This window comes from Mesorhizobium sp. CNPSo 4670, from assembly GCF_057784235.1.
Window position 1 is genome coordinate 81,129 of record NZ_JBWJFQ010000018.1, and the last position, 21,715, is coordinate 102,843.

18 protein-coding genes and 1 tRNA gene are annotated in these 21,715 nt (G+C 65.5%); 13 read left to right on the forward strand and 6 right to left on the reverse strand.

The features are described 5' to 3' along the window. The first annotated feature begins 48 nt into the window (after positions 1-48). The 6 genes from AC0ZT5_RS25785 to AC0ZT5_RS25810 all read left to right on the forward strand — a co-directional run bounded on the left by AC0ZT5_RS25785 (position 49) and on the right by AC0ZT5_RS25810 (position 5,787). Positions 49-1,908 carry an ABC transporter ATP-binding protein gene (locus AC0ZT5_RS25785; protein ID WP_488498736.1) on the forward strand — a complete coding sequence of 620 codons (1,860 nt, stop codon included), beginning with the start codon at positions 49-51 and terminating at the stop codon, positions 1,906-1,908. Continuing rightward, complete coding sequence (dapB, locus tag AC0ZT5_RS25790; RefSeq protein ID WP_488498737.1) at positions 1,905-2,717, forward strand: 4-hydroxy-tetrahydrodipicolinate reductase; 813 nt, start codon at positions 1,905-1,907, stop codon at positions 2,715-2,717. Before AC0ZT5_RS25785 ends, dapB begins: the two co-directional genes overlap by 4 nt. A gap of 82 nt (positions 2,718-2,799) precedes the next feature. Further along, the gene (locus tag AC0ZT5_RS25795; RefSeq protein ID WP_481827834.1) at positions 2,800-3,420 is read left to right on the forward strand and encodes a 2,3-bisphosphoglycerate-dependent phosphoglycerate mutase; all 621 of its coding nucleotides are present in this window, start codon (positions 2,800-2,802) and stop codon (positions 3,418-3,420) included. Between the two features lie 130 nt (positions 3,421-3,550). Next, positions 3,551-3,635: transfer RNA gene (locus tag AC0ZT5_RS25800), tRNA-Leu, on the forward strand. Positions 3,636-3,784: 149 nt separating this feature from the next. Continuing rightward, a complete protein-coding gene (locus AC0ZT5_RS25805; RefSeq protein ID WP_488498738.1) occupies positions 3,785-5,479 on the forward strand; it encodes an FAD-dependent oxidoreductase in 1,695 nt (564 codons plus the stop codon). After that, entirely contained in the window at positions 5,479-5,787 is a 309-nt protein-coding gene (locus AC0ZT5_RS25810; protein WP_095083735.1) for a UBP-type zinc finger domain-containing protein, read from the forward strand. Before AC0ZT5_RS25805 ends, AC0ZT5_RS25810 begins: the two co-directional genes overlap by 1 nt. 24 nt (positions 5,788-5,811) lie before the next feature. On the opposite strand, the gene AC0ZT5_RS25815 is transcribed toward AC0ZT5_RS25810, so the two are convergent. From AC0ZT5_RS25815 to AC0ZT5_RS25825, 3 genes are all read right to left on the reverse strand, one after another. Beyond that, positions 5,812-6,192 (reverse strand): YkvA family protein, encoded by a 381-nt coding sequence (locus AC0ZT5_RS25815; protein ID WP_488498739.1) that lies wholly within the window; start codon positions 6,190-6,192, stop codon positions 5,812-5,814. 91 nt (positions 6,193-6,283) lie between these two features. Continuing rightward, complete coding sequence (locus AC0ZT5_RS25820) at positions 6,284-6,463, reverse strand: hypothetical protein (protein WP_023814179.1); 180 nt, start codon at positions 6,461-6,463, stop codon at positions 6,284-6,286. A 117-nt stretch (positions 6,464-6,580) separates the two neighbouring features. Then, positions 6,581-8,599, reverse strand: coding sequence for a transcriptional regulator (locus AC0ZT5_RS25825; protein WP_488498740.1), 2,019 nt, complete (start codon positions 8,597-8,599; stop codon positions 6,581-6,583). A 213-nt stretch (positions 8,600-8,812) separates the two neighbouring features. On the opposite strand from AC0ZT5_RS25825, the gene AC0ZT5_RS25830 reads away from it, so the two are divergent. The 7 genes from AC0ZT5_RS25830 (at position 8,813) to AC0ZT5_RS25860 (ending at position 17,837) form a co-directional block, all read left to right on the forward strand. Then, complete coding sequence (locus AC0ZT5_RS25830; protein WP_477224874.1) at positions 8,813-9,901, forward strand: PLP-dependent cysteine synthase family protein; 1,089 nt, start codon at positions 8,813-8,815, stop codon at positions 9,899-9,901. Positions 9,902-9,913: 12 nt separating this feature from the next. Next, the gene (locus AC0ZT5_RS25835) at positions 9,914-11,398 is read left to right on the forward strand and encodes a pyridoxal phosphate-dependent decarboxylase family protein (RefSeq protein ID WP_488498741.1); all 1,485 of its coding nucleotides are present in this window, start codon (positions 9,914-9,916) and stop codon (positions 11,396-11,398) included. Positions 11,399-11,447: 49 nt separating this feature from the next. Next, complete coding sequence (locus AC0ZT5_RS25840) at positions 11,448-11,804, forward strand: hypothetical protein (protein WP_488498742.1); 357 nt, start codon at positions 11,448-11,450, stop codon at positions 11,802-11,804. Between the two features lie 115 nt (positions 11,805-11,919). After that, positions 11,920-12,291, forward strand: coding sequence for a hypothetical protein (locus AC0ZT5_RS25845; RefSeq protein ID WP_488498743.1), 372 nt, complete (start codon positions 11,920-11,922; stop codon positions 12,289-12,291). Between the two features lie 169 nt (positions 12,292-12,460). Then, positions 12,461-13,087 carry a CDGSH iron-sulfur domain-containing protein gene (locus AC0ZT5_RS25850; protein WP_488498744.1) on the forward strand — a complete coding sequence of 209 codons (627 nt, stop codon included), beginning with the start codon at positions 12,461-12,463 and terminating at the stop codon, positions 13,085-13,087. Positions 13,088-13,357: 270 nt separating this feature from the next. Next, positions 13,358-15,400: a hydantoinase/oxoprolinase N-terminal domain-containing protein gene (locus AC0ZT5_RS25855; protein ID WP_488498745.1), complete on the forward strand. Its 2,043-nt coding sequence runs from the start codon at positions 13,358-13,360 to the stop codon at positions 15,398-15,400. 265 nt (positions 15,401-15,665) lie between these two features. Continuing rightward, positions 15,666-17,837, forward strand: a complete 2,172-nt coding sequence (locus tag AC0ZT5_RS25860) for a malate synthase G (protein WP_488498746.1) — start codon at positions 15,666-15,668, stop codon at positions 17,835-17,837. 72 nt (positions 17,838-17,909) lie between these two features. On the opposite strand, the gene AC0ZT5_RS25865 is transcribed toward AC0ZT5_RS25860, so the two are convergent. From AC0ZT5_RS25865 to AC0ZT5_RS25875, 3 genes are all read right to left on the reverse strand, one after another. Then, complete coding sequence (locus AC0ZT5_RS25865; RefSeq protein ID WP_488498747.1) at positions 17,910-19,439, reverse strand: YifB family Mg chelatase-like AAA ATPase; 1,530 nt, start codon at positions 19,437-19,439, stop codon at positions 17,910-17,912. Positions 19,440-19,599: 160 nt separating this feature from the next. After that, positions 19,600-20,265 carry an ATP-grasp domain-containing protein gene (locus AC0ZT5_RS25870; RefSeq protein WP_488498748.1) on the reverse strand — a complete coding sequence of 222 codons (666 nt, stop codon included), beginning with the start codon at positions 20,263-20,265 and terminating at the stop codon, positions 19,600-19,602. 167 nt (positions 20,266-20,432) lie between these two features. Further along, a complete protein-coding gene (locus tag AC0ZT5_RS25875) occupies positions 20,433-21,527 on the reverse strand; it encodes a chloride channel protein (RefSeq protein ID WP_488498749.1) in 1,095 nt (364 codons plus the stop codon). Positions 21,528-21,715 lie beyond the last annotated feature (188 nt).

Below are 21,715 nucleotides of genomic sequence, written 5' to 3' on the forward strand. Positions count from 1 at the left end.
GAATTGCAACCCGGCCACGGGAAGCAGGAACCTGTGAAGCGCTCCGAATTGACATTTCAGACACCCAAAAAGCCGAAAGTCACGCCCCGTGCGGTCACGGCGGTGCTCCGCCGCATTATCGCTGAAAACGGCCGTGATTACCGCTGGTCCTATGCTTTTGCCGCTGCCTGCCTGATCGCGGTGTCCGCGACGACCGCCTTCACCGCCTGGGTCATGAGCCCCGTCGTCAACTCGATATTCTATGAACGACGCGGCGATCTGATCGTGTGGATTTGCGCCGCCATCATGGCGGCCTTCCTCGTGCGCGGTTTCGCCGGTTACGGCCAGGCGGTGACGCTGGCCAAGGTCGGCAACAATCTGGTGGCGCGCTACCAGAAACGCCTCTTCGACCATCTGATGAAGCTCGGCGTCGGCTTTTTCAGCGACACGCGTTCGGGCCGGCTGGCTGCCCAGATGAACGAGAACGTCAACGGCATCCGCGACCTCCTGTCGATGACGCTCACGTCGATCGCGCGCGATGGCGTGACGTTGCTCGGCCTTCTTGGGGTCATGATCTACCAGGATCCCGTTCTCTCCCTGAGCTCCCTGCTGATCGGACCGCCGCTGATCTGGACTGTCACCTATCTGATGCGCCGGGTGCGCCGCATCACCCGCGAATCGGTGCAGATCAATTCGCGGCTGATCGGCGCCGTGCAGGAGGCCACGCAAGGCATTGCCATCGTCAAGGCCTTCACCATGGAAGAGGAGCTGTCGCGCCGCATCGGCGCGCTCGCCGACAGCGCCGAGCAGCGGGGAAACAAGATCGCCCGCGTCTCGGAACGGCTGGCGCCGATCTCCGACATGCTGGCCGGTCTTGCCGTCACCGGTGTCATCGCCTATTCCGGCTACCGGGCGATCGTTCTTGGACAGCCGCCGGGTGCGGTCTTTTCCTTCATCACCGCGCTGTTGCTCGCCTATGATCCGGCACGGCGGCTGGCGCGCATGCAAGTCGGAATGGAGCGCGCGCTGGTCAATGCGCGCATGATCTACGAACTTCTCGATCTCGAGCCGCAGCAGGGCGACACGCCGGGAGCCGCCGAGGCCAGGTTCACCACCGGCGAAGTGCGTTTCAACAACGTGTCCTTCCGCTATGTCGAGGAGGCACCGGTGCTGCAGGACCTGAGCTTCGTCGCCGCGGCCGGCAAGATGACCGCCATCGTCGGCGCCTCCGGCGCCGGCAAGACGACGCTGGTGGCGCTGCTGCAGCGCTTCTACGACGTCGAGGCGGGAACGATCGAGATCGACGGCCAGGACATTTCCAAGGTCACCAAGCACTCGCTGCGCAGCTCCATCGCCTATGTCTCGCAGCAGCCCTATCTGTTCGAAGGCACCATCCGCGACAACATCCGCTATGGCCGGTTGAATGCCACCAACGCCGAAATCGAACAGGCCGCGCTGCAGGCCGAGGCCGACGGCTTCATCCGCCAGCAGCCACAGGGTTACGATACGCCCGTCGGCGAAAACGGCGTGACACTGTCGGGCGGCCAGCGCCAGCGCGTATCGATCGCCCGCGCCATCGTGCGGCAGGCGCCGATTCTCCTGCTCGACGAGGCGACGTCGGCGCTCGACAACGAGGCCGAGGCGCGGGTCCAGGAAGCGCTGATCCAAGTCATGGAAGGGCGCACCACCATCGTCATCGCGCACCGGCTGTCGACTGTGGTCAATGCCGACCACATTATCGTGCTGGAACAGGGCCATCTCGTCGAACAGGGCACGCATGCCTCGCTGATGGCCGATCCGCACAGCGTCTATGCCCGCTTCCACCGGGTGCAGGGCAAAAAGGGGCTTGGGCTTGTCGACGACGCCAAGCCAATCCAAACTCCGCCACCGCGCAGCCGCGCGAAAAAGGCGGTCGGGAGACCTTCATGAGCGATATGGGCCTGGTCGTGGTGGGTGCTGCCGGCCGCATGGGGCAGACGCTGATCCGCGCCATCCACACCATTCCCGGCGTCCGCGTGATCGGCGCCGTCGAGCGTGCCGGCTCACCCTATCTGGGCAAGGATGCCGGCGAGCTTGCCGGCGTCGGCCGCATCGACGTGCCGATTGGCGACGATCCGCTGCCGGTCTTCGCCAAGGCCGACGGTGTGCTCGATTTCACCACGCCGGCCTCGAGCGTCGAATTCGCCGGCTACGCGGCGCAGGCGCGCATCGCCCATGTCATCGGCACCACGGGCTGCTCGGCCGACGATGACGCCAAGATCGCCGCGGCGGCGCGCCACGCGATGATCGTCAAGTCGGGCAATATGAGCCTCGGCGTCAATCTTCTGGCGGTGCTGGTCGAACAGGCGGCACGAGCGCTCGACGCCGACGATTTCGACATCGAGATCCTCGAAATGCACCACAAGCACAAGGTCGACGCACCGTCGGGCACGGCGCTGCTGCTCGGCGAGGCCGCCGCCGCCGGGCGCGGCATCGCGCTCGCCGGCAACGATGTGCGCGTCCGCGACGGCCACACCGGCGTCCGCAAGACCGGCTCGATCGGCTTTGCCTCGCTGCGCGGCGGCTCGGTGGTCGGCGACCACAGCGTGATGCTGGCCGGCACCGGCGAGCGGATCACCCTGTCCCACCACGCCGAGGACCGCGCCATCTTCGCCCGCGGCGCCGTCAAGGCGGCGCTATGGGCGCGCGGCCGCAAGCCGGGACTTTATTCGATGCGGGACGTGCTCGGCCTCAGCTGAGCGGACATCCACTGTTTTAACGCAATTCCCGACGGAAAACCGCTTCACACTTTTCCTGGAATTGCTCTTGAAGGGAGCAAATATGTCGAGAACCCTCGTGCTCGTGCGCCACGGCCAGAGCGAATGGAACCTGAAGAACCTGTTCACGGGCTGGCGCGATGTCGACCTGACCGAGCAGGGCCACGCCGAGGCCAAGTCAGCCGGCCAGAAACTCAAGGCGCGCGGCCTGAAATTCGACATCGCCTTCACCTCGGCGCTGGTCCGGGCGCAAAAGACCTGCCAGCACATTCTCGACGCCGTCGGCCAGAGCGACCTGACGACCATCCGCGACCAGGCGCTGAACGAGCGTGACTATGGCGATCTCTCCGGCCTCAACAAGGACGACGCGCGCAAGAAATGGGGCGAGGAGCAGGTGCATGTCTGGCGCCGCTCCTACGACGTGCCGCCGCCCGCCGGCGAAAGCCTGAAGGACACCGGCGCGCGCGTCTGGCCCTACTACCTGCACGACCTGCAGCCGCACGTGCTGCGCGGCGGCACAGTGCTGGTCGCTGCGCACGGCAACTCGCTGCGCGCGCTGATCATGGCGCTGGACGGCAAGTCCGGCGAGGAGATCGTCAAGCTGGAGCTCGGCACAGGCGTGCCGGTCATCTACACGCTCAACGCCGATTCCACGGTGGCTTCCAAGGAAGTCCTGGAGAGCTGAGCCGGCAAGCGGCAAGCCATTCTTGATTGGGCATGATCTCTTCCGAAAACCGGTTCCCACTTTTCGGGATCATGCTTTGAAAAAAGCGCGTTGACACACATCGCTTGCCCGCTTACATGAGCCCGCACCAGCCCAGATGGCGGAATTGGTAGACGCGCACGGTTCAGGTCCGTGTTCCGCAAGGAGTGGAGGTTCGAGTCCTCTTCTGGGCACCAAATTCCCGTTTCGAACCATTCGACGGTTCAGAGACCCAAAGAAAAAGCCCGGTTCGTCCGGGCTTTTTCTTTGCCGCCAACCTCTCCTCCCGGCTAGGCGCTGAACAAACCGCTTCAAACTGCGCCGCCGGTTCGGTACGGTCGAAACTATGTCTCAATCGACCACCAACCCGATCTTCGGCGCCCGTCGGGATCAGGCGTTTCCCACGTTGGCTGAAGCCGACATCGATCGCATGCGCCGGTTCGGCGAGGCCAGCGCCTACGCCACCGGCGAGTACATCGTCACGGCCGGCGATGTGGCGCCCGGCCTGATCGTCGTCCTGTCGGGCAGGGTCGACATTATCCAGGACGGCGGGCTCGGCCGGCGCGAAACGATCGTGACGCATGGTCCGGGCAGCTTTGTCGGCGAACTGGCCCAGCTTTCGGCCCGCCCCTCGCTGGTGGATGCGCGGGCCGCCGAGCCGGTGAAGGCGTTCGTCATCGCCTCGCAGAGGCTGCGCGACCTGATGGTGCAGGAGGCCAATCTCGGCGAGCGCATCATGCGGGCGCTGATCCTGCGCCGTGTAGGGCTGCTGGAAAGCGCAACCAGCGGGCCGATCATCATCGGACCCGTCAACAATGCCGACGTCTTGCGGTTGCAGGGATTCCTGGCCCGCAGCGGCCAGCCGCACCGCGTGCTCGATTCCGACAGCGACCCCTGCGCCAAAACCCTGGTCGAGCGCTTCGATGTCGACCTCCACCATCTGCCGATCGTGCTGTGTCCGAGCGGCCGGCTGCTGCTCAATCCCGGCGAGAAGGACCTCGCCCGCTGCATCGGCCTGCTGCGGCCGATCGATGCCGACAAATTATACGACGTCGCCATAGTCGGCGCCGGGCCGGCGGGGCTGGCAGCGGCCGTTTATGCGGCGTCCGAAGGTCTGTCGACCATCGTCCTCGATTGCCGGGCCTTCGGTGGGCAGGCCGGCGCCTCCTCGCGCATCGAGAACTATCTCGGTTTCCCCACCGGCATTTCGGGCATGGCGCTGATGGCGCGGGCCTACAACCAGGCGCAGAAATTCGGCGTCGAAATGGTGATTCCCGACGAGGCGAAGCTGCTGAGCGCTGGGACCGACGGTGCCCGTTACACGCTTGACGTCGGCGACGGCGAGACCGTTCGGACGCGCACCGTGGTGATCGCCAGCGGCGCGCGCTACCGCCGCCTCGATGTCGCCAATCTGGCGCAGTTCGAGGGGACGTGCGTGCACTATTGGGCCTCGCCCATCGAAGCACGGCTTTGCCAGGGCCAGGAGGTGGCGCTGGTCGGTGCCGGCAATTCGGCCGGACAGGCGGCGGTCTACTTGGCCAGCCACGTGCACAAGGTGGCGCTGCTGGCGCGCGGCGGCAGCCTAGATGCCAGCATGTCGCGCTATCTGGTCGAGCGCATCAAGGCGCAGCCGAACATCGAGGTGCTGACCGGGACCGAGGTCGAGGCGCTGGAAGGCGACGAAGGCAATCTCAGCACGGTGCGGTGGCGCAACCGCGCCAGCGGCGTGGAAACGACGCGCCCGATCCGCCATCTCTTCCTGTTCATCGGCGCCGACCCGAATACGGACTGGCTGGCGCATTGCAACGTGGCGCTGGACGCCAACGGCTTCGTGCGCACCGGATCCGACCTGGGATCGGCGCATGGGGTGATGGAGACGAGCCGCAGCGGGGTGTTTGCCATAGGCGACGTCCGTGCCGGCTCGGTCAAGCGCGTCGCGGCGGCCGTCGGCGAGGGTGCCCAGGTGGTGGCTGCGTTGCACGCCTATCTCGCGCAGGACGGCAGCCACGCCGTCGCGCCTCAATTGATCGGGAGAGTGTGATGGCGGATGAATGCAGACATGCGGCTGAGATCAAGGACGTGACGCCGAGCGCGCTCGGCTGCGAGGAATGCCTGAAGAGCGGTTCGCAATGGGTGCATCTGCGGCTCTGCCGCACCTGCGGCCATGTCGGTTGCTGCGACGACTCGCCCAACCGTCACGCCACCAAGCATTTTCACGCCACCCGCCATCCGATCATCGAGGGCTATGATCCGCCGGAAGGTTGGGGCTGGTGCTACATCGACGAGGCCTTTCTCGACCTCGGCGACCGCACGACACCCCAGAACGGTCCGATCCCGCGCTTTTATTGAGCCCGACGTTATCGGGGCGCGACCTCAAAATCTGCCAGCGAAATATCGATACCCCAGCCATCCCGCCAGCGCGACCGAAGCGACCCAGATACAAGCGATGATCACGGCGGCGCTGCGGCTCACGGGCCTGTCAACGGCAAGGGCGGCGGTCTCCCTGTGTTCCGCCATCACCTCAGGCGGGATCATCTTGACCACGGCAAGGACGCCCAAGGGGACCAGGATCGCATCGTCGAGGTAGCCAATCACCGGGATGAAATCGGGGATCAGGTCGATTGGGGATAAGGCATAGCCTGCGACACACACGGCGAGCGCCTTGGCATACCATGGCGTTCGGGGATCGCGCGCGGCGAGGTAGAGCGCATGCACGTCGCGCTTGATTGTCCGTGCCCATTCATTCAGTGCCATGGGACGACTTTAACGCCAACGCGCTGATAGCGCACCCCAAGTGCCGGGCCCTTCCTCCTTGCCGATACCCAAAGAGCTGACGACCGCCGCTCTATCGCACGGAGCCGGTGACGGTCGGGTCGATCATGCTGGGAACCGATTTGCGTTCGTTGCCGGCAAGCGCGGCTATGATCAGCAGGCTGGCCACAACCGGCACGAACAGGATGGCAACGCGGGCTTGCACGTAGAAGATGGCGCGCCATTCGTTGCGCTTGTCGGGGCTGTTGCTCATCATACTCACTTTGTCAGACCTCCCAGGCGTGACATAGCCGGGAACCGTTAAGCAACTCCTTCCGACTTTGTTAACCCGGCGGAATTGAGGCGAAGTTCCGGGTCCTGATCCTCGGTTTCAGCCCAGCCCGAGCCGTCTGGCGCCTTGCCGGAACAGTGCCGCGGCATCCGGCTCGAAGCGGAAGGTGCCGATGAAATCGTCGCTTGAATAGTTCGGCAATGTCTTGCGGATGGCGGCGGCAAAGCCGCGCGCCTCGTCGAGCCGGCCCGCCAGCGCCAGGCAGTGTGCGGCGATCGCCAGGATGATGGCGTGGGCGTTGGGCCGCGCCGCTGCCTTCAGCGCCCATTCGGCCGCCTCGTCGAACTGGCCGAGCCGGACATGCGCCATCGCCCGCGCCCCCAGCATGCCGAACAGCAGCGGGTCGAACGGGCTGAGATGGCGCGAATGGTCGGACGAGCCGATCGCCGCCTGCGGGTCGCCCGACTGCGAGTGGACGAAGGACAGCGCGTAATGGCCAAGCGCGAAGTTGGGGCTGAGGTCCACCGCCCGTTCCAGTTCGAGCAGCGAACCGTCCTGTTCGCCGCGCAGCCACAGCGCCCGGCCCATCGCCCAGTGCGCGGCGGGATTGTGGTCGTCGACCAGCAGGCTGTGGCCGGCGCTCTCGAAGGCCAGCGCGCTTTCCCGGTCGCGGTCGCCCCAGCGCTGGAAGGCGTTTTGCCAATGGGTGAAGGACAGGCCGGCATAGGCGCGGGCAAAGGTCGGATCGAGCCGCAAGGCCATGTCGAAGAAATGCCTCGCCTGCTTGTTTTCGGCCTGGGTGAAGCGGTACATGTGCCAGAGGCCGCGGTGATAGGCCTCCCAGGCGTTGAGCGAATTGGGCGCCTTTAGCATGGCGCGGTTGCGCTCGACCGTTTCGATCTCGGCCGAGATCGACGACACGATGTTGTTGCCGATATCGTCAAGCAAGCCGAAGATGTCGTCGGACCGGCGCTCGAACGTCTCGGCCCAGACGATCCTGGCCGTGCGCACCTCGATGAGTTCGACGCTGACAATCAGGCGGCCGGGCGGGCTGCGCACCGTGCCGGTGGCGACATAGTCGACATTCAGCCGCCGGCCGGCATCCTCGGGTGCAATGTTCTTCTCGGCCAGTGCAAACACCGATCCGCGCGCGATGACGAAGAAATCCCTGAGCTTCGCCAGGCGCGTGATGATGTCGTGGGTAAAACCGTCGGCAAGCCCACCGCGCGCGCCGCCGGTTTCCTCGACAAACGGCATGACGGCCAGCGAAGCGTGGCTCGGCCCGACAGGGCCGGTATCGCCGGATGCGGCGACCAATTGCGATACCGTGGACAGGCCTGCCGGGAGCTGCAAGGCGGCTGGCCGTTGCTCACGCATCGCCCGCCAGGCGGCATTGACCGGTCCGAAATCGATCGCCTCCGACTGAAACAACTGTTCTGCCGCCGCCAGATGCTGCTCGGCCGCGCCAATCTCACCGCGTTCCGCCAGATTGGCCAGCAACGCCAGATGCGCGCGCGTGTCGAACGGCGCCAACTCGACCCATTTGTCGAGATGCGCGGACACAGCCGGGCTGTCAGCCGGATGGTTTGCGACAAGATGCTCCAGCACGGCGACGTGGCATGAGTGAAAACGCCGGCGTTGAGCGACCAGCCAGCTGTTGAAATGCGGGCTGCGTTCGAGCTCCAGCCCGTCGAGGAAATCGCCGGCGAACAGTTTGGCCAGCGCCCGTAGCCGCTCTGCATCGAGGGTGCCGATCCCTTGCGCCGCAGCGTCGCTGAGCTCCAGCGCATCGACCAGGCAATTGCTGAGGTCAAGCGCGACCGTGTCGCCTTGCGTGGAGACGCGGCGCCGGTCCGGCTCGTCGAGCGCGCCGCGCAGCTTGCTGAGGCACCAGCGAAGCTCGCCGCGTGGATCGTTGGGCACGTCCCACAACAGCTCGCACAGGCGACTGCGGCCGACGGCGTGCGGCGCCAGCGCCAGATAGGCAAACAGCGCGCGCAGCTTGCGTGAGGCCGGCAGCGCCACCGCAACGCCATTGCGGGAGATCGTCAGCGTTCCAAGCAGGCGCACGGACAGGCCGGTCACTTGGCCGTCCAGTCTCGATCGGGTGGATTCCACGTGCGTTTCCACGCCTGCTCCCACGCTGGCCTGTCGGCCCTTGCTGTATCACCGAAACCGACAAAGCGCATCCGGCGGCGTATTCCGCGCCGGATGCCGCCATTGCCGCAATGCCGGCATGTCTGTCCTAGCGCGGCCAGGTCTCGAAACCTCGCCGCCCAATCCGCCGGTTTGTAACCGGCTTGTGATGGCAAACGATCGAGGAGATCAAAGATGTTGCAGAAGCAGAAAATCAGGACCACCGCCGGGCGCGGACGCCTGTTCGACAGCATTCTCGACACAGTCGGCGACACGCCGGTGGTGCGTATCAACAATCTCTCGCCGGCCCATGCAACGATCTATGTGAAGGCTGAGTTCTTCAATCCGGGCGCCTCGGTGAAGGACCGCCTGGCGCTCAACATCATCGAGGCGGGCGAGCGCAGCGGCGCGCTGAAGCCGGGTCAGACGGTGGTCGAGGCGACCAGCGGCAACACCGGCATCGGGCTGGCCATGGTCTGTGCGCAGAAGGGCTATCCGCTGGTCGTCACCATGGCCGACAGTTTTTCGGTCGAGCGCCGCAAGCTGATGCGCATGCTGGGCGCCAAGGTGGTGCTGACGCCGCGCGCCGAGAAGGGCTTTGGCATGTACAAGAAGGCGGTGGAACTGGCTGAGGCCAATGGCTGGTTCCTCGCCCGCCAGTTCGAGACGGCGGCCAATGCCGCCATCCACGAGGCGACCACGGCGCGCGAGATCATCAATGATTTTGCAGGTTCGCGGCTCGACGGCTTCGTCACCGGCTATGGCACCGGCGGCACGGTCGTCGGCGTGGCACGCGTGCTGCGCCGGGAACGGCCGGAGACACGCATCGTGCTCTCCGAGCCGGCCAACGCGCAGCTCATCGGCAGCGGCAAGGCACAGCAGCGCGGTGCCGACGGCGCTCCCGCCGCCACCCACCCGGCCTTCGAGCCGCACCCGATCCAGGGCTGGACGCCGGACTTCATCCCCAATGTGCTGCAGGAAGCGATCGACGCCAGCCTCTATGACGAGGTGATGCCGGTTGCAGGGCCCGAGGGCATCAAATGGGCCAAGGCGCTGGCACGCCAGGAAGGCATCTTCACCGGCATTTCCGGCGGCGCCACCTTCGCGGTGGCGCGGCAGGTCGCCGAACGGGCGCCGGCTGGCGCGGTGATCCTGTGCATGCTGCCCGACACCGGCGAACGCTACATGTCGACGCCGTTGTTCGACGGCATCGAGGCCGAGATGGATGCCGACGAGATCGCTCTGTCGCGCTCGACGCCCGGCTGCCAGTTCCCGGCGGCTTGACGGAGACCCATCATGGACATGGCGCAAGAAACCCTTGGCGTGACCGAGGAAACGCTTGACCCCCAGGACTGGGCCGATGTGCAGGCCCTGTCGCACCGGGTCATCGACGATGCGGTCGATTATCTGCGCGACGTGCGCGACCGCCCGGTATGGCGGGAGATGCCGGCGGATGTAAGAGATGTCTTCGCGGCACCCCTGCCGCGATCGCCGGCGCCCCTCGCCGCTGTCTATGACGAGGTCTCCCGGACCGTGATGTCCTATCCGATGGGCAACATCCATCCGCGTTTCTGGTCCTGGTATATGGGGTCGAGCAACTTCACCGGCGCGCTCGGCGACTTCCTGGCGGCAATCCAGGGCTCTAATCTCGGCGGCGGCAACCACGCCGCCGGGCTGATGGACAGCCAGGTGGTGAACTGGTGCAAGCAGATGCTGGGTTTTCCCGCTTCTGCCGGCGGCACGCTGGTCAGCGGCGGCTCGATGGCCAACATCATCGGGCTGACCGTGGCGCGCAACGTCAAGGCCGGCATCGACGTGCGCGAGCATGGCGTTGCCGCCATCGAGAAGCCGTTGCGTTTCTATGGCTCCGACCAGATCCACTCCTGCCACCGCAAGGCGATGGAAGCGCTCGGCCTCGGCAACCGGGCGCTGCGCCGCATCCCGACCGATGCCGGCCTGCGCATGGATATCGCTGCCTTGCGCGCAGCGATCGCCGAGGACCGCGCGGCCGGATTCAAGCCGGCCTGCGTCATCGGCACGGCCGGCACGGTCAACACCGGGGCGATCGACGACCTGCGGGCGCTAGCCAAACTGGCGCATGAGGAAGACCTCTGGTTCCATGTCGACGGCTGCATCGGCGCGCTGATCGCCATTGCACCCGAAAATGCCCATCGCGTCGCCGGCATCGAATGGGCCGATTCGGTCGCGCTCGACCCGCACAAATGGCTGCACGCTCCATTCGAGGTCGGCTGCGCCCTGGTCAGGGATGCCGTCGCGCATCGCAAGACCTTCGCGGTGACGCCGGAATACCTGGAATCGACCCCGCGCGGTCTCGCCTCCGGCGAATGGCTGCACGACTACGGCCTGCAGACGTCGCGCGGCTTTCGCGCGCTCAAGGTGTGGATGGCGCTGAAGGAGCATGGCGCCGACAAGTTCGGACGTCTGATCGACCAGAATATTGCGCAGGCGGGTTACCTCGCCGGGCTGATCGAGGCCGAGCCGGAACTGGAGCTGGCAGCATTGCCGACCATCAACATCGTCTGCTTCCGCTATCAGCCGGGCCTCGCCGGCGAGGCGCCGAAGGCGCTCAACACCGAAATCATGCTGCGGCTGCAGGAAGAGGGCATTGCAGCACTCTCCGACACCACCGTACATGGCCAGCACTGGCTGCGGGTGGCGATCACCAACCACCGCACCCGGCGCGAGGATCTCGACCTTCTGGTGCGTCAAGTGACGAGGCTGGGGCGGCAGATCGCGGCGGAGCACCCTGCGTCTTTCTAGTTCCCGGCAGGCATGCGATTCTGGCGCCATGATTCGGGAGATCGAGACCGTGACGCTGTTTCGCATGGCTGCATTGGCTGCCTTGGTCTTCACGACCTCGGCCGAGTCCGCCGAGATGGCCTTTTTCGTCAAGAACCTGCGCAAGGAAGCGGTTGCGGTCGAGCTGTTCAGCCGCGACCGCGAAACGGTCTGGCCGGGCAACGATCAGGTATTCCTGATCGACCCCGCCTCACAAAAATCGGTGCCGCTCTCCTGCAATCAGGGCGAACACATCTGCTACGGCGCCTGGGTCAATGGCAACGACAGCATCTCCGCCGGCGTCGGGCCGGATAACGACCAGCCCTGCGACACCTGCTGCTTCATCTGCGTGGAACACACGACCGAGACGATCGATCTGGTACCTTAGTTCCGATATCCCCAAAATCAGTCTGGAATTGTTGCAATCGTCCCTTTAGCGGCCGCGCACGGCGTGCCATGGTCGCCCCGCGGCCGGGTAGGCCGTGTCTTTCCAGGGGGATACCATGTTTCATGCCTATGCGCGCCGCACGCTGGCCGCGCTGTCTCTCGTCATGCTGGTCGCGCCGTCGGCACATGCAGGCGACGTTACCTTTGCCATCAAGAACAGCCATCCCAATGCCATGCGCCTCGAGCTTTACAGCCAGGACCGCGACTATGTCTGGCCGGGCAACAACCAGGATTTCTACCTCAATGACGGCGAGACCAAGTCCTTGCCGATAACCTGCAACGAAGGGGAATCGATCTGTTACGGCGCCTGGGTCGATGGTGACGAGGAGACCTATTGGGGCGTCGGCCCCGGCAACAAGGAAAAATGCGAGGACTGCTGCTATACCTGCAGCGGCGGCGAGACCGAGGAAATCGATCTGGTCCCCTGACCGGTTTGCCAGCTTGACGGTTTTCCTGCTGGAGCCGTACAGCAATTCCAGGAAAAGTGTGAAGCGGTTCCGACGGGAATTGCGTTAGAACATAGCCTGGACAAATACCCAAAGCGCGCCGCGTCTGTCCGTCTCGATGTGACGCGCTTCAGGCAACAGGAGCGTAGCCATGGCCGGTATGGTCGAAAGCGACAAGATCGACGTCGGGTTCTCCGGCAAGCGCTGCATTCATTCGCGCAACTGCGTGCTCGGCGATCCGCATGTCTTCGTGCCCAACGCGCCGGGGCAGTGGATCCATCCCGAGGCGGCCAGCGTCGAGAAGATCGTCGCCATCGCCGAAAGCTGCCCCTCTGGCGCCATCACCTACATCAGGAAGGATGGCGGGCCGCAGGAACAGCCGCCGGTGGTCAACACCGTGCGTCTGCGGGAAAACGGCCCGCTGGCCGTGCATGCCGAGATCGTGCTCGACGGCGAGACTTTCTATCGCGCCACGCTCTGCCGCTGCGGCGCTTCGGAAAACAAGCCGTTCTGCGACGGCAGCCACACCAAATCGGGCTTTGCCGCCACCGGCGAGCCGCCGCTGAAGGACACCCCGGCGCTGGAAGTGCGGAACGGTCCGCTCAAGGTCACTCCGACGAAAAACGGCCCGCTGAAGCTGGAGGGCAATCTGGAGATCGTCACCGGCACCGGCCACACCGTCGACCGCACGACAGTCGCGTTCCTGTGCCGCTGCGGCCACTCGGCCAACAAGCCGTTTTGCGATGGGACGCACAAGAAGGTTGGGTTTGTGGGCTAAGGTGTCGATATTCAGGTGAGGCCGGCCTGCAAACGGCGGCTTCCTGCGCTTCCGGTGCTCACGTACCTTAAGTGCCCTCCGCTCCGGTTCTCGGAAGCCACCATTTTCGGCTCGGCCTGACCTGAATCTCGACACCTTGGCGGAACTGCCAATCCCCCTTGTGGGGGGAGATCGAACTCCACCGTGGCCCAGCGCTCGCGTCTTTATCGGCCGCCCCGTATCGGCTAAGGGCAGGAAAACAAAATTTACCCAGCCGGACGACCATCAGAAATGACCGCCAAGACCAAGCCAAAGCCGCTGTTCCTCGGGATCGACACCGGCGGCACCTACACCGATGCCGTGCTGTGGTCTGAGACAGAAGGCAAGCAAGAGGGGCCGAACAAGGGCAAGGTGCTGGCCAAGGCCAAGGCGCTGACCACCCGGCATGACCTGGCCGTCGGCATTTCCGGCGCGGTCGATGCGGTGCTGCAGAAGGCCGGCACCGATCCGGCCGCCATCAAGCTGGTCTCGATGTCGACGACGCTCGCCACCAACGCGCTGGTCGAGGGCCAGGGCGGCCGCGTGGCGTTGGTGATGATCGGCTTCTCCGAGGCCGACCTCGCCCGTGACGGGCTGAAGGCTGCACTCGGCACCGACCCGGTGGTGTTCTGCCCCGGCGGCCACGACGTGCATGGCAATGCGGCCAAGCTCGACCTGTCAGGGCTGGAGGCAGCGCTGCCGGAACTCGGCGTGTCGGTTTCCGGCTTTGCCGTCTGCGCCTATTTCGCCACACGCAATCCGGCGCACGAGATCGCCACTCGCGAGCTGATCCGCGAAAAGACCGGCCTGCCGGTCACATCAAGCCACGAGCTGTCGGCCAAGCTCGGCGGTCCGCGCCGCGCGCTGACGACGCTGCTCAACGCCCGGCTGATCTCGATGATCGACCGGCTGGTGGCGGCAACAGAGGGCTTCCTCGCACAGCGCAACATCGCCGCACCCCTGATGGTGGTGCGCGGCGACGGCGCGCTGGTTTCGGCGGCGTTTGCCCGCCAGCGGCCGATCGAGACCATCCTGTCCGGCCCGGCCGCCAGCCTGGTCGGCGCCCGTCACATGACCGGGCTCGACAACGCCATGGTGTCCGACATCGGCGGTACCACCACCGACGTCGCCGTGCTCGACAAGGGCCGGCCGCGGCTCGATCCGGAAGGCGCCACCGTCGGCGGCTTCCGCACCATGGTCGAGGCGGTGGCCATGCGCACCTTCGGCCTTGGCGGCGATTCCGAAGTGGCGCTGGAGGATGGCGCACTCAACCCGAAAATCCTGCTCGGACCGCGCCGCCTGGTGCCCTTGGCGCTGGCGGGGATGGCCCACGGCGACGCCGTCACGGCGGAACTGGAACGGCAATTGCGGGCGCCCAATCCTGGTCGCATGGACGGCCGCTTCGCGGTGCGCACCGGCGTGCCGGACCGGCTCGCCGCCGGATTGACCGGCGCCGAAGCGCGGCTTTACGAGGCGATTGGTGCCGTGCCGCTCGCCGTCGACAGGCTTTTGACCTCCAACGCGCAGAACGCGACCTTGAACCGGCTGGTGTCGCGCGGGCTGGTGCATGTCGCCGGCTTCACGCCATCGGACGCCGCCCATGTGCTGGGCAAGCAGGCGAACTGGGATCCGGCCGCCGCCCGCCTCGGCGCCGAACTGTTCGCGCGCAAGCGCGACGGCCGTGGCCAGCCCATCGCCGCATCGCCGGAGGTGATCTCGGAGCGCGTGCTGGTGACGCTGACACGCTGGTCGGCGGAATACATCCTCGAAACCGCCTTCGCCGAGGACGGGCTCGATGGCGCGTCGACGGTAGCGCATGCGCTGGTGCAGCGCGCCGTCGATTCTCACCCCGGCATTGCCCGGCTGAGCGTCGCGCTCGACCGCCCGGTCATCGGCCTCGGCGCTTCAGCGCCGCTGCACTATGCCGGCCTGCCGCCGCTGATCGGCAATGAGTGCGTGGTGCCGGAAGATACCGACGTCGCCAACGCGCTCGGCGCCGTCGTCGGCCAGGTCAGGGTGTCGGCCGAGGCGCGGGTCAGCCAGCCCAAGGAAGGCCTGTTTCGTCTTGCCTCGGGCGAAACCGTGCGCGATTTCCTCGACGAAGCGGCGGCGATCGCGGCGGCCGAGGCCGATGTCCGCGCCATCGTCGCCCAGCGCGCCAGGGATGCCGGCACCGACAGCGCCGAAATCGAGGTCGCGACCGAATTCCGCGTCTCGACCGTCGAAGCGCAGCGAATGTTCATCGAGGCGCATGTGGTGGCGGTGGCCTCGGGAAGGCCAAGGATTGCTGTTTAGCCCCTTCTCCCCGTTCACGGGGAGAAGGTCCCGGCAGGGGGATGAGGGGCAGCGCCGACGATCGAACGAGTGGCGCCATCTTTGTAGAACCTAGCGCCGCCCCTCATCCGGCTGCCGCCATCCTCTCCTCGTGAACGGGAGAAGGACGCTCTCATCGCCGGTTTCGGCGACCTTGCCTAAAAGTTCCCTTCACCTTAAGCCGAATTGACCCTGCAAACCTGACATGCCAAACGCCCGCCCGAGCCTTTCGTCTGGAGACCAGCTTATGACCGATCGCATCGAGATCGCCGGATTGCGGATTGCCCGCGAGCTGCATGATTTTGTGGCTGGCGAGGCGTTGCCCGGCACCGGCGTCGAAGCGGCCGATTTCTGGAACGGCTTCTCGGTCATCGTCCATGACCTCGGTACCAAGAACCGGGCGCTGCTGGCAAAACGCGACGCTATCCAGGAGAAGCTCGACGGCTGGTATCGCGATCATGGCGCGCCCATCGACATGGAGGCCTACAAGATCTTCCTGAAGGAGATCGGCTATCTCGTCCCCGAGGGACCGGCCTTCAGCGTGTCGACCGAAAATGTCGACCCGGAAATCGCCGTCGTCGCCGGACCGCAGCTGGTCGTGCCGGTGATGAATGCCCGCTACGCGCTCAACGCCGCCAATGCGCGCTGGGGTTCGCTCTACGATGCGCTCTATGGCACCGACGCCATTCCCGAAACCGACGGCGCCGGGAAAGGCAAGAGCTTCAATCCGGCGCGCGGCGCCAAGGTCGTTGCCTGGGCTAAGGACTTCCTCGACCAGTCGGTGCCGCTCACCTCGGGCAAGTGGGCAGGCGTCAACGGGCTTTCGTTTGTCAACGGCATGCTGCGGCTGGGCGAGGGTGCCGGTGTCACGACACTCGCCAATACCAAGCAATTCGCCGGCTATCGCGGCGATGCCGCCAACCCTGAAGCCGTGCTGCTGGTCAGGAACGGCCTGCACATCGAGATCGTGATCGACCGCAACAACCAGATCGGCAGGACCGATCCGGCGGGGATCGCCGATGTCATCCTGGAATCGGCGCTGACCACCATCCAGGACTGCGAGGATTCGGTCGCGGCGGTGGATGCTGAGGACAAGGTCGTCGTCTATCGCAACTGGCTCGGCCTGATGAAGGGCGATCTGGCCGAAGAAATCACCAAGGGCGGCAAGAGTTTTGTCCGCAAGCTCAACCCCGACCGCACCTACACCGCGCCTGCCGGCGGCACGCTGACCGTGCCAGGCCGCTCGCTGATGCTGGTCCGCAATGTCGGCCACCTGATGACCAATCCGGCGATCCTTGATCGCGACGGCAACGAGGTGCCGGAAGGCATCATGGATGCGGCGATGACGGCGCTGATCGCGCTGCACGATGTCGGGCGGAACGGACGGCGCGCCAACTCCCGCGCCGGCTCGATGTATGTCGTGAAGCCCAAGATGCACGGGCCGGAGGAAGTTGCCTTCGCCGTCGAGATCTTCGACCGCGTCGAGGCACTGCTCGGCATGGCGAAGAACACCATCAAGATGGGCATCATGGATGAGGAGCGGCGCACCACCGTCAACCTCAAGGAAGCGATCCGTGTCGCGAAGGAGCGCGTGGTGTTCATCAACACGGGCTTCCTCGACCGCACCGGCGACGAGATCCACACCTCGATGGAAGCCGGCCCGATGATCCGCAAGGGCGACATGAAACAGGCCGCCTGGATTTCGGCCTACGAGGCCTGGAATGTCGACACCGGGCTCGAATGCGGGCTGGCCGGCCATGCACAGATCGGCAAGGGCATGTGGGCGATGCCGGATTTGATGGCGGCGATGCTGGAGCAGAAGATCGCGCATCCCAGGGCCGGCGCCAACACCGCCTGGGTGCCGTCGCCGACGGCGGCGACGCTGCATGCCACGCACTACCACAAGGTCGATGTCCACGCCGTGCAGGCGGAGCTGAAGAACCGGCCCAAGGCCAAGCTCGACGATATCCTGTCGGTGCCGGTCGCGGTGCGCCCAAACTGGACTCCCGACGAGATCCAGCGCGAGCTCGACAACAACGCGCAGGGCATCCTGGGCTATGTCGTGCGCTGGATCGACCAGGGCGTCGGCTGTTCGAAAGTGCCAGATATCAATGATGTCGGCCTGATGGAGGATCGCGCAACGCTGCGCATCTCCTCGCAGCACATCGCCAACTGGCTGCACCACGACGTCTGCTCGCGCATCCAGGTGATGGATTCCCTGCGGCGCATGGCGGCCATCGTCGACCTGCAGAATGTCGGCGACCCGCTCTACCGCCCGATGGCCGCCGACTTCGACAACTCGATCGCCTTCCAGGCCGCCTGCGACCTGGTGTTCAAGGGCCGCATCCAGCCCAACGGCTACACCGAGCCGGTGCTTCATGCACGGCGGCTGGAACTGAAGACGCGCGCCTCGGCCTGAGCCGAAGATTCATGGGAGCCAAGGCCAAGGTGCCGCCGCTTGCGTTTCCAGCTCTTGAAGGGCGAGGGGGCGTCACGCCGCCTGCGCCACGCGCTCCGAACTCATGCGGTAGGAGATCGCTTCGGCCAGGTGGATGCGGCCGACCGTTTCGCAGGCATCGAGATCGGCCAGCGTCCGCGCCACTTTCAGCACGCGATGATAGGCCCGCGCTGAAAAGGCGAGCTTTTCGCTGGCGTCCTTGAGCAGCGACAGGCCGGCGGCGTCCGGCATGGCGATCTCCTCGATGACCGCCGGTGCGCAATGCGCGTTGGTGGTGGCGCCGACGCCGAGCCGCTCAAAACGCTCGCGCTGGATGGTGCGGGCACGCGCCACCCGTAGCGCCACCGAGGCACTTTTCTCCGCCCGGTCGGGCCGGATCAGGTCGCTGGCCGAGACCGCCGGCACCTCGATCCTGAGATCGATGCGGTCGAGCAGCGGGCCTGAGATGCGCGCCTGGTAATCGGTGCGGCAGCGCTCGCCGCGCAGGCAGCGATAGCCCGGCTCGCCGGCCATGCCGCAGCGGCAAGGGTTCATCGCCGCGACCAACTGGATGCGCGCCGGATAGGTGACGCGATGGTTGGCGCGCGCGATCATGCAGTCGCCGGTCTCCAGCGGCTGGCGCAGCGCGTCGAGCGTCTGCGGCGTGAATTCGGGAAACTCGTCGAGGAACAGCACGCCGTGATGGGCGAGCGACACCTCGCCCGGCCGGGCGCGGATGCCGCCGCCGACCATCGCAGCCATCGAGGCCGAATGATGCGGCGCGCGGAACGGCCGCCGGTCGGTCAGCTTGCCTTCGCCGAGTTCGCCCGCCACCGAGGCGATCATCGACACTTCCAGAAGCTCCTTCGGCGCCAGCGGCGGCAGGATCGATGGCAGTCGCTGCGCCAGCATCGACTTGCCCGATCCCGGCGGCCCGATCATCAAGAGGTTGTGTCCACCGGCCGCCGCCACTTCCAGCGCCCGCTTGGCCGTCTCCTGGCCCTTGATGTCGGCAAGGTCGGGCAGGTCGCGCGCCGAGGCGTGGATGCCGGCCTCCGGTCGCGACAGCACCTGCGTGCCGCGGAAATGATTGGCGATCGCAATCAGGCTGCGTGGCGCCAGAATGTCGAAATCCTTGCCGGCCCAGGCCGCTTCCGGCCCGCAGGCGAACGGGCAGATCAGGCCCTTGCCCTCGGCGTTGGCGCCGATTGCCGCCGGCAAGGCGCCGGCCACCGCGGCAATCGTCCCGTCGAGCGACAATTCGCCGAGCACGACATAGCCGGCCAGCATGTCGCCCGGAATGGCGCCCAGTGCCGCCATCAGGCCAAGCGCGATCGGCAGGTCGTAATGGCTGCCTTCCTTGGGCAGGTCGGCCGGCGCCAGATTGACCGTGACCTTCTTCGACGGCATCGACAGGCCGGAGGCATGCAGCGCCGCCTGCACCCGCTCGCGGCTTTCGGCCACCGCCTTGTCGGCCAGGCCGACGATGTGCATGTTGACCTTGCCCGGCGCGATCATCACCTGCACGTCGACCGGCACGGCCTCGATGCCCTGGAAAGCCACCGTTCGAACCCGCGCCACCATATTTTGCCCCCGAATACCAGTTCGCTCGCAGGGCCCTGCGATCAGGCCGCGAGCGAACTCAGCCAAGACAACCACAGATTTTCGAGTTAGGCAAGAACATTACAGGAACATTCGCGCGCTGCAAAGTTCCGTGCGGGAAGGACTGCGAAGCGGGGACCGGCTATTTCCTCTTGTTTTCGACAGCGTCCCAGAACATGCTGGCGATACAGACGCCACCAAAACGCTGCACTTCACGCACCGCGGTCGGCGACGTCACGTTGATCTCGGTCATGTAGTCGCCGATGACGTCGATGCCGACGAGGATGAAGCCGCGCGCTTTCAGCGCCGGCCCGATGCGGGCGTAGGTCTCGCGCTCGCGCGTCGTCAGCTCGGTCTTTTCGGCGCGGCCGCCGACATGCATGTTGGAGCGGGAATCGTGCTCTGCCGGCACCAGGTTGATGGCACCGGCCGGTTCGCCGTCGATCAGGATGATGCGCTTGTCGCCCTTGCGCACGTCCTTCAGGTAGCGCTGCACGATATAGGGCTCGCGGAACATCTGGCCGAACATCTCGAGCAGCGAAGCAAGGTTGCGGTCGGCCTCCAGCATATGGAAGATGCCGGCGCCGCCATTGCCGTAGAGCGGCTTGACGATGATGTCGCCGAACTCCTTGCGGAAGGCCGCGACCTCGAGCGGGTCCTTGGTGATCAGCGTTTCAGGTCGGGAAATTCGGTGACGAACGTGCGGCGAAGGCCCTTCCACTTTCAACTTGTAGACCGGGCCACTGTCTACAGACCCCCCTATCGCAGCGGTGCCAAAGTGCCACCGTTTTAGCAGGTTCATCGTCATCAGGTGTCCGATCCGTGGCCAGCAGAACGTCGCCTTCGGAGGCGCTTGGCGTTAGGAAAGACAAACGCTGCTGCCGTCCCACCAGACGATCTTGATCCTGTAGGCGGTGCACCTAAAGCGCCGGTGAAGGGATCTGACCCGGCATCGCGCACCAGTGCCTTAGGCACCTAATGAAGCTTTGGCGCGGGCAGTAGTCTTGATGCACCCCAGCCGACCAAACCGCCGACGCTGAGCGGCCCCACTGCTGCTGGGCCGATCAAGAGCAGCGCGATCAGCATCGCTGCGATCGGCTTACCCATGCCCGCCGTTATCGCCGCCGTCATCCCGGACACCAGCGCGACGGTAATAGGCATGGACGGCAATAGCCAAACAGCAGCACCGCCGGCTGCCGCACCCGCAAACAGCAGAGGAAAAGCTGCGCCGCCGCGCCATCCGGAGGAAAGACAGAGGGCAAGAGCCAGGGCTTTCAGCGCGCCCAGGACCAGCAATGTGCCCATTCCTGCCTCCTGTGCCCAATGCAGCATGGCTTCCAATTCGTGATGGCCTGAAAAACGCAGGATAGGGAATGCAGAGGCGAGCGCAGCGAAAAGCACGGAGCCGGCGATCGTCTGCGCCGTGATACCGCCGACCCTATGCAGAAGTTTCTCGATCGGAGGCAACGTTGCGACGAAAACCAGTCCTATCGCAGCGCCCAGAGCGGCAGGCAATAAGGCCCAAAGCATATCGGTTCCATCACCGGCGGCCTCGTGCGGTGGCAAATGAATACGCAGCGCGATTTCCGGCAGGAGCCGCTTTGCGACAAGTAGGAAACCGAGCAGGCCTGTCAGGCCGGCAAGGTAGACCTGCCATTGCGGGGCTTCCGGATGCTCCTGCGTAATCGCCGCACCGCCGGGTGGCGAACCGTATAAGCCGCCAAGCGCGCCTGCGGCACCGGCTTCGCCGATCAGGCGTTCGTCGGTCGCATCGTGCGCAATCAACGATGTAATGAGCGCCGACATTTCGGCGACCACTGCGAGTATCCCGGCCTCCGGCCCAACAGCGCCGCCAAAGCCGACGGCAATGATGGCCATCAGCGCCAGCAGCAACGCGTTGCGGTGCTTCTGCTCGTGCGGACGCCGTACTGCATCAATCTGCTCCGACAGACCCTCGCCGGCATACCAGTGACGCAGCAGCGCTATGATGACGCCACCAGACGCAATAACGAGGAAGACATACCAGCGCCCGTCAGGTCCGGACCAGACAAGCTTCGACACGAAACCCATCAGCCACAGCACGAGCGCGGCGGCCGCGCCAGCAACAAAACCATAGGTGGCGGCAAGCAGGCTCTGTCTCAATCACCTTCTCCAGAATCATACCCAACCGTACGCGGCGACCGTACCGCCAGCAATCGATGTTATGTGGCCCGGATACCACCGGCACGGCTGGGCCAGAAGTCGACACAAACGGATAA

Coding starts and splice junctions, on each gene's coding strand:
- AC0ZT5_RS25850 (WP_488498744.1), top strand. CDS start 12,461: ATGGCCGGTATGGTCGAAAGCGACAAGATCGACGTCGGGTTCTCCGGC.
- AC0ZT5_RS25870 (WP_488498748.1), bottom strand. CDS start 20,265: ATGACGATGAACCTGCTAAAACGGTGGCACTTTGGCACCGCTGCGATA.
- AC0ZT5_RS25830 (WP_477224874.1), top strand. CDS start 8,813: ATGTTGCAGAAGCAGAAAATCAGGACCACCGCCGGGCGCGGACGCCTG.
- AC0ZT5_RS25860 (WP_488498746.1), top strand. CDS start 15,666: ATGACCGATCGCATCGAGATCGCCGGATTGCGGATTGCCCGCGAGCTG.
- AC0ZT5_RS25855 (WP_488498745.1), top strand. CDS start 13,358: ATGACCGCCAAGACCAAGCCAAAGCCGCTGTTCCTCGGGATCGACACC.
- AC0ZT5_RS25815 (WP_488498739.1), bottom strand. CDS start 6,192: ATGGCACTGAATGAATGGGCACGGACAATCAAGCGCGACGTGCATGCG.
- AC0ZT5_RS25835 (WP_488498741.1), top strand. CDS start 9,914: ATGGACATGGCGCAAGAAACCCTTGGCGTGACCGAGGAAACGCTTGAC.
- dapB (WP_488498737.1), top strand. CDS start 1,905: ATGAGCGATATGGGCCTGGTCGTGGTGGGTGCTGCCGGCCGCATGGGG.
- AC0ZT5_RS25865 (WP_488498747.1), bottom strand. CDS start 19,439: ATGGTGGCGCGGGTTCGAACGGTGGCTTTCCAGGGCATCGAGGCCGTG.
- AC0ZT5_RS25795 (WP_481827834.1), top strand. CDS start 2,800: ATGTCGAGAACCCTCGTGCTCGTGCGCCACGGCCAGAGCGAATGGAAC.
- AC0ZT5_RS25810 (WP_095083735.1), top strand. CDS start 5,479: ATGGCGGATGAATGCAGACATGCGGCTGAGATCAAGGACGTGACGCCG.
- AC0ZT5_RS25820 (WP_023814179.1), bottom strand. CDS start 6,463: ATGAGCAACAGCCCCGACAAGCGCAACGAATGGCGCGCCATCTTCTAC.
- AC0ZT5_RS25845 (WP_488498743.1), top strand. CDS start 11,920: ATGTTTCATGCCTATGCGCGCCGCACGCTGGCCGCGCTGTCTCTCGTC.
- AC0ZT5_RS25875 (WP_488498749.1), bottom strand. CDS start 21,527: ATGGGTTTCGTGTCGAAGCTTGTCTGGTCCGGACCTGACGGGCGCTGG.
- AC0ZT5_RS25805 (WP_488498738.1), top strand. CDS start 3,785: ATGTCTCAATCGACCACCAACCCGATCTTCGGCGCCCGTCGGGATCAG.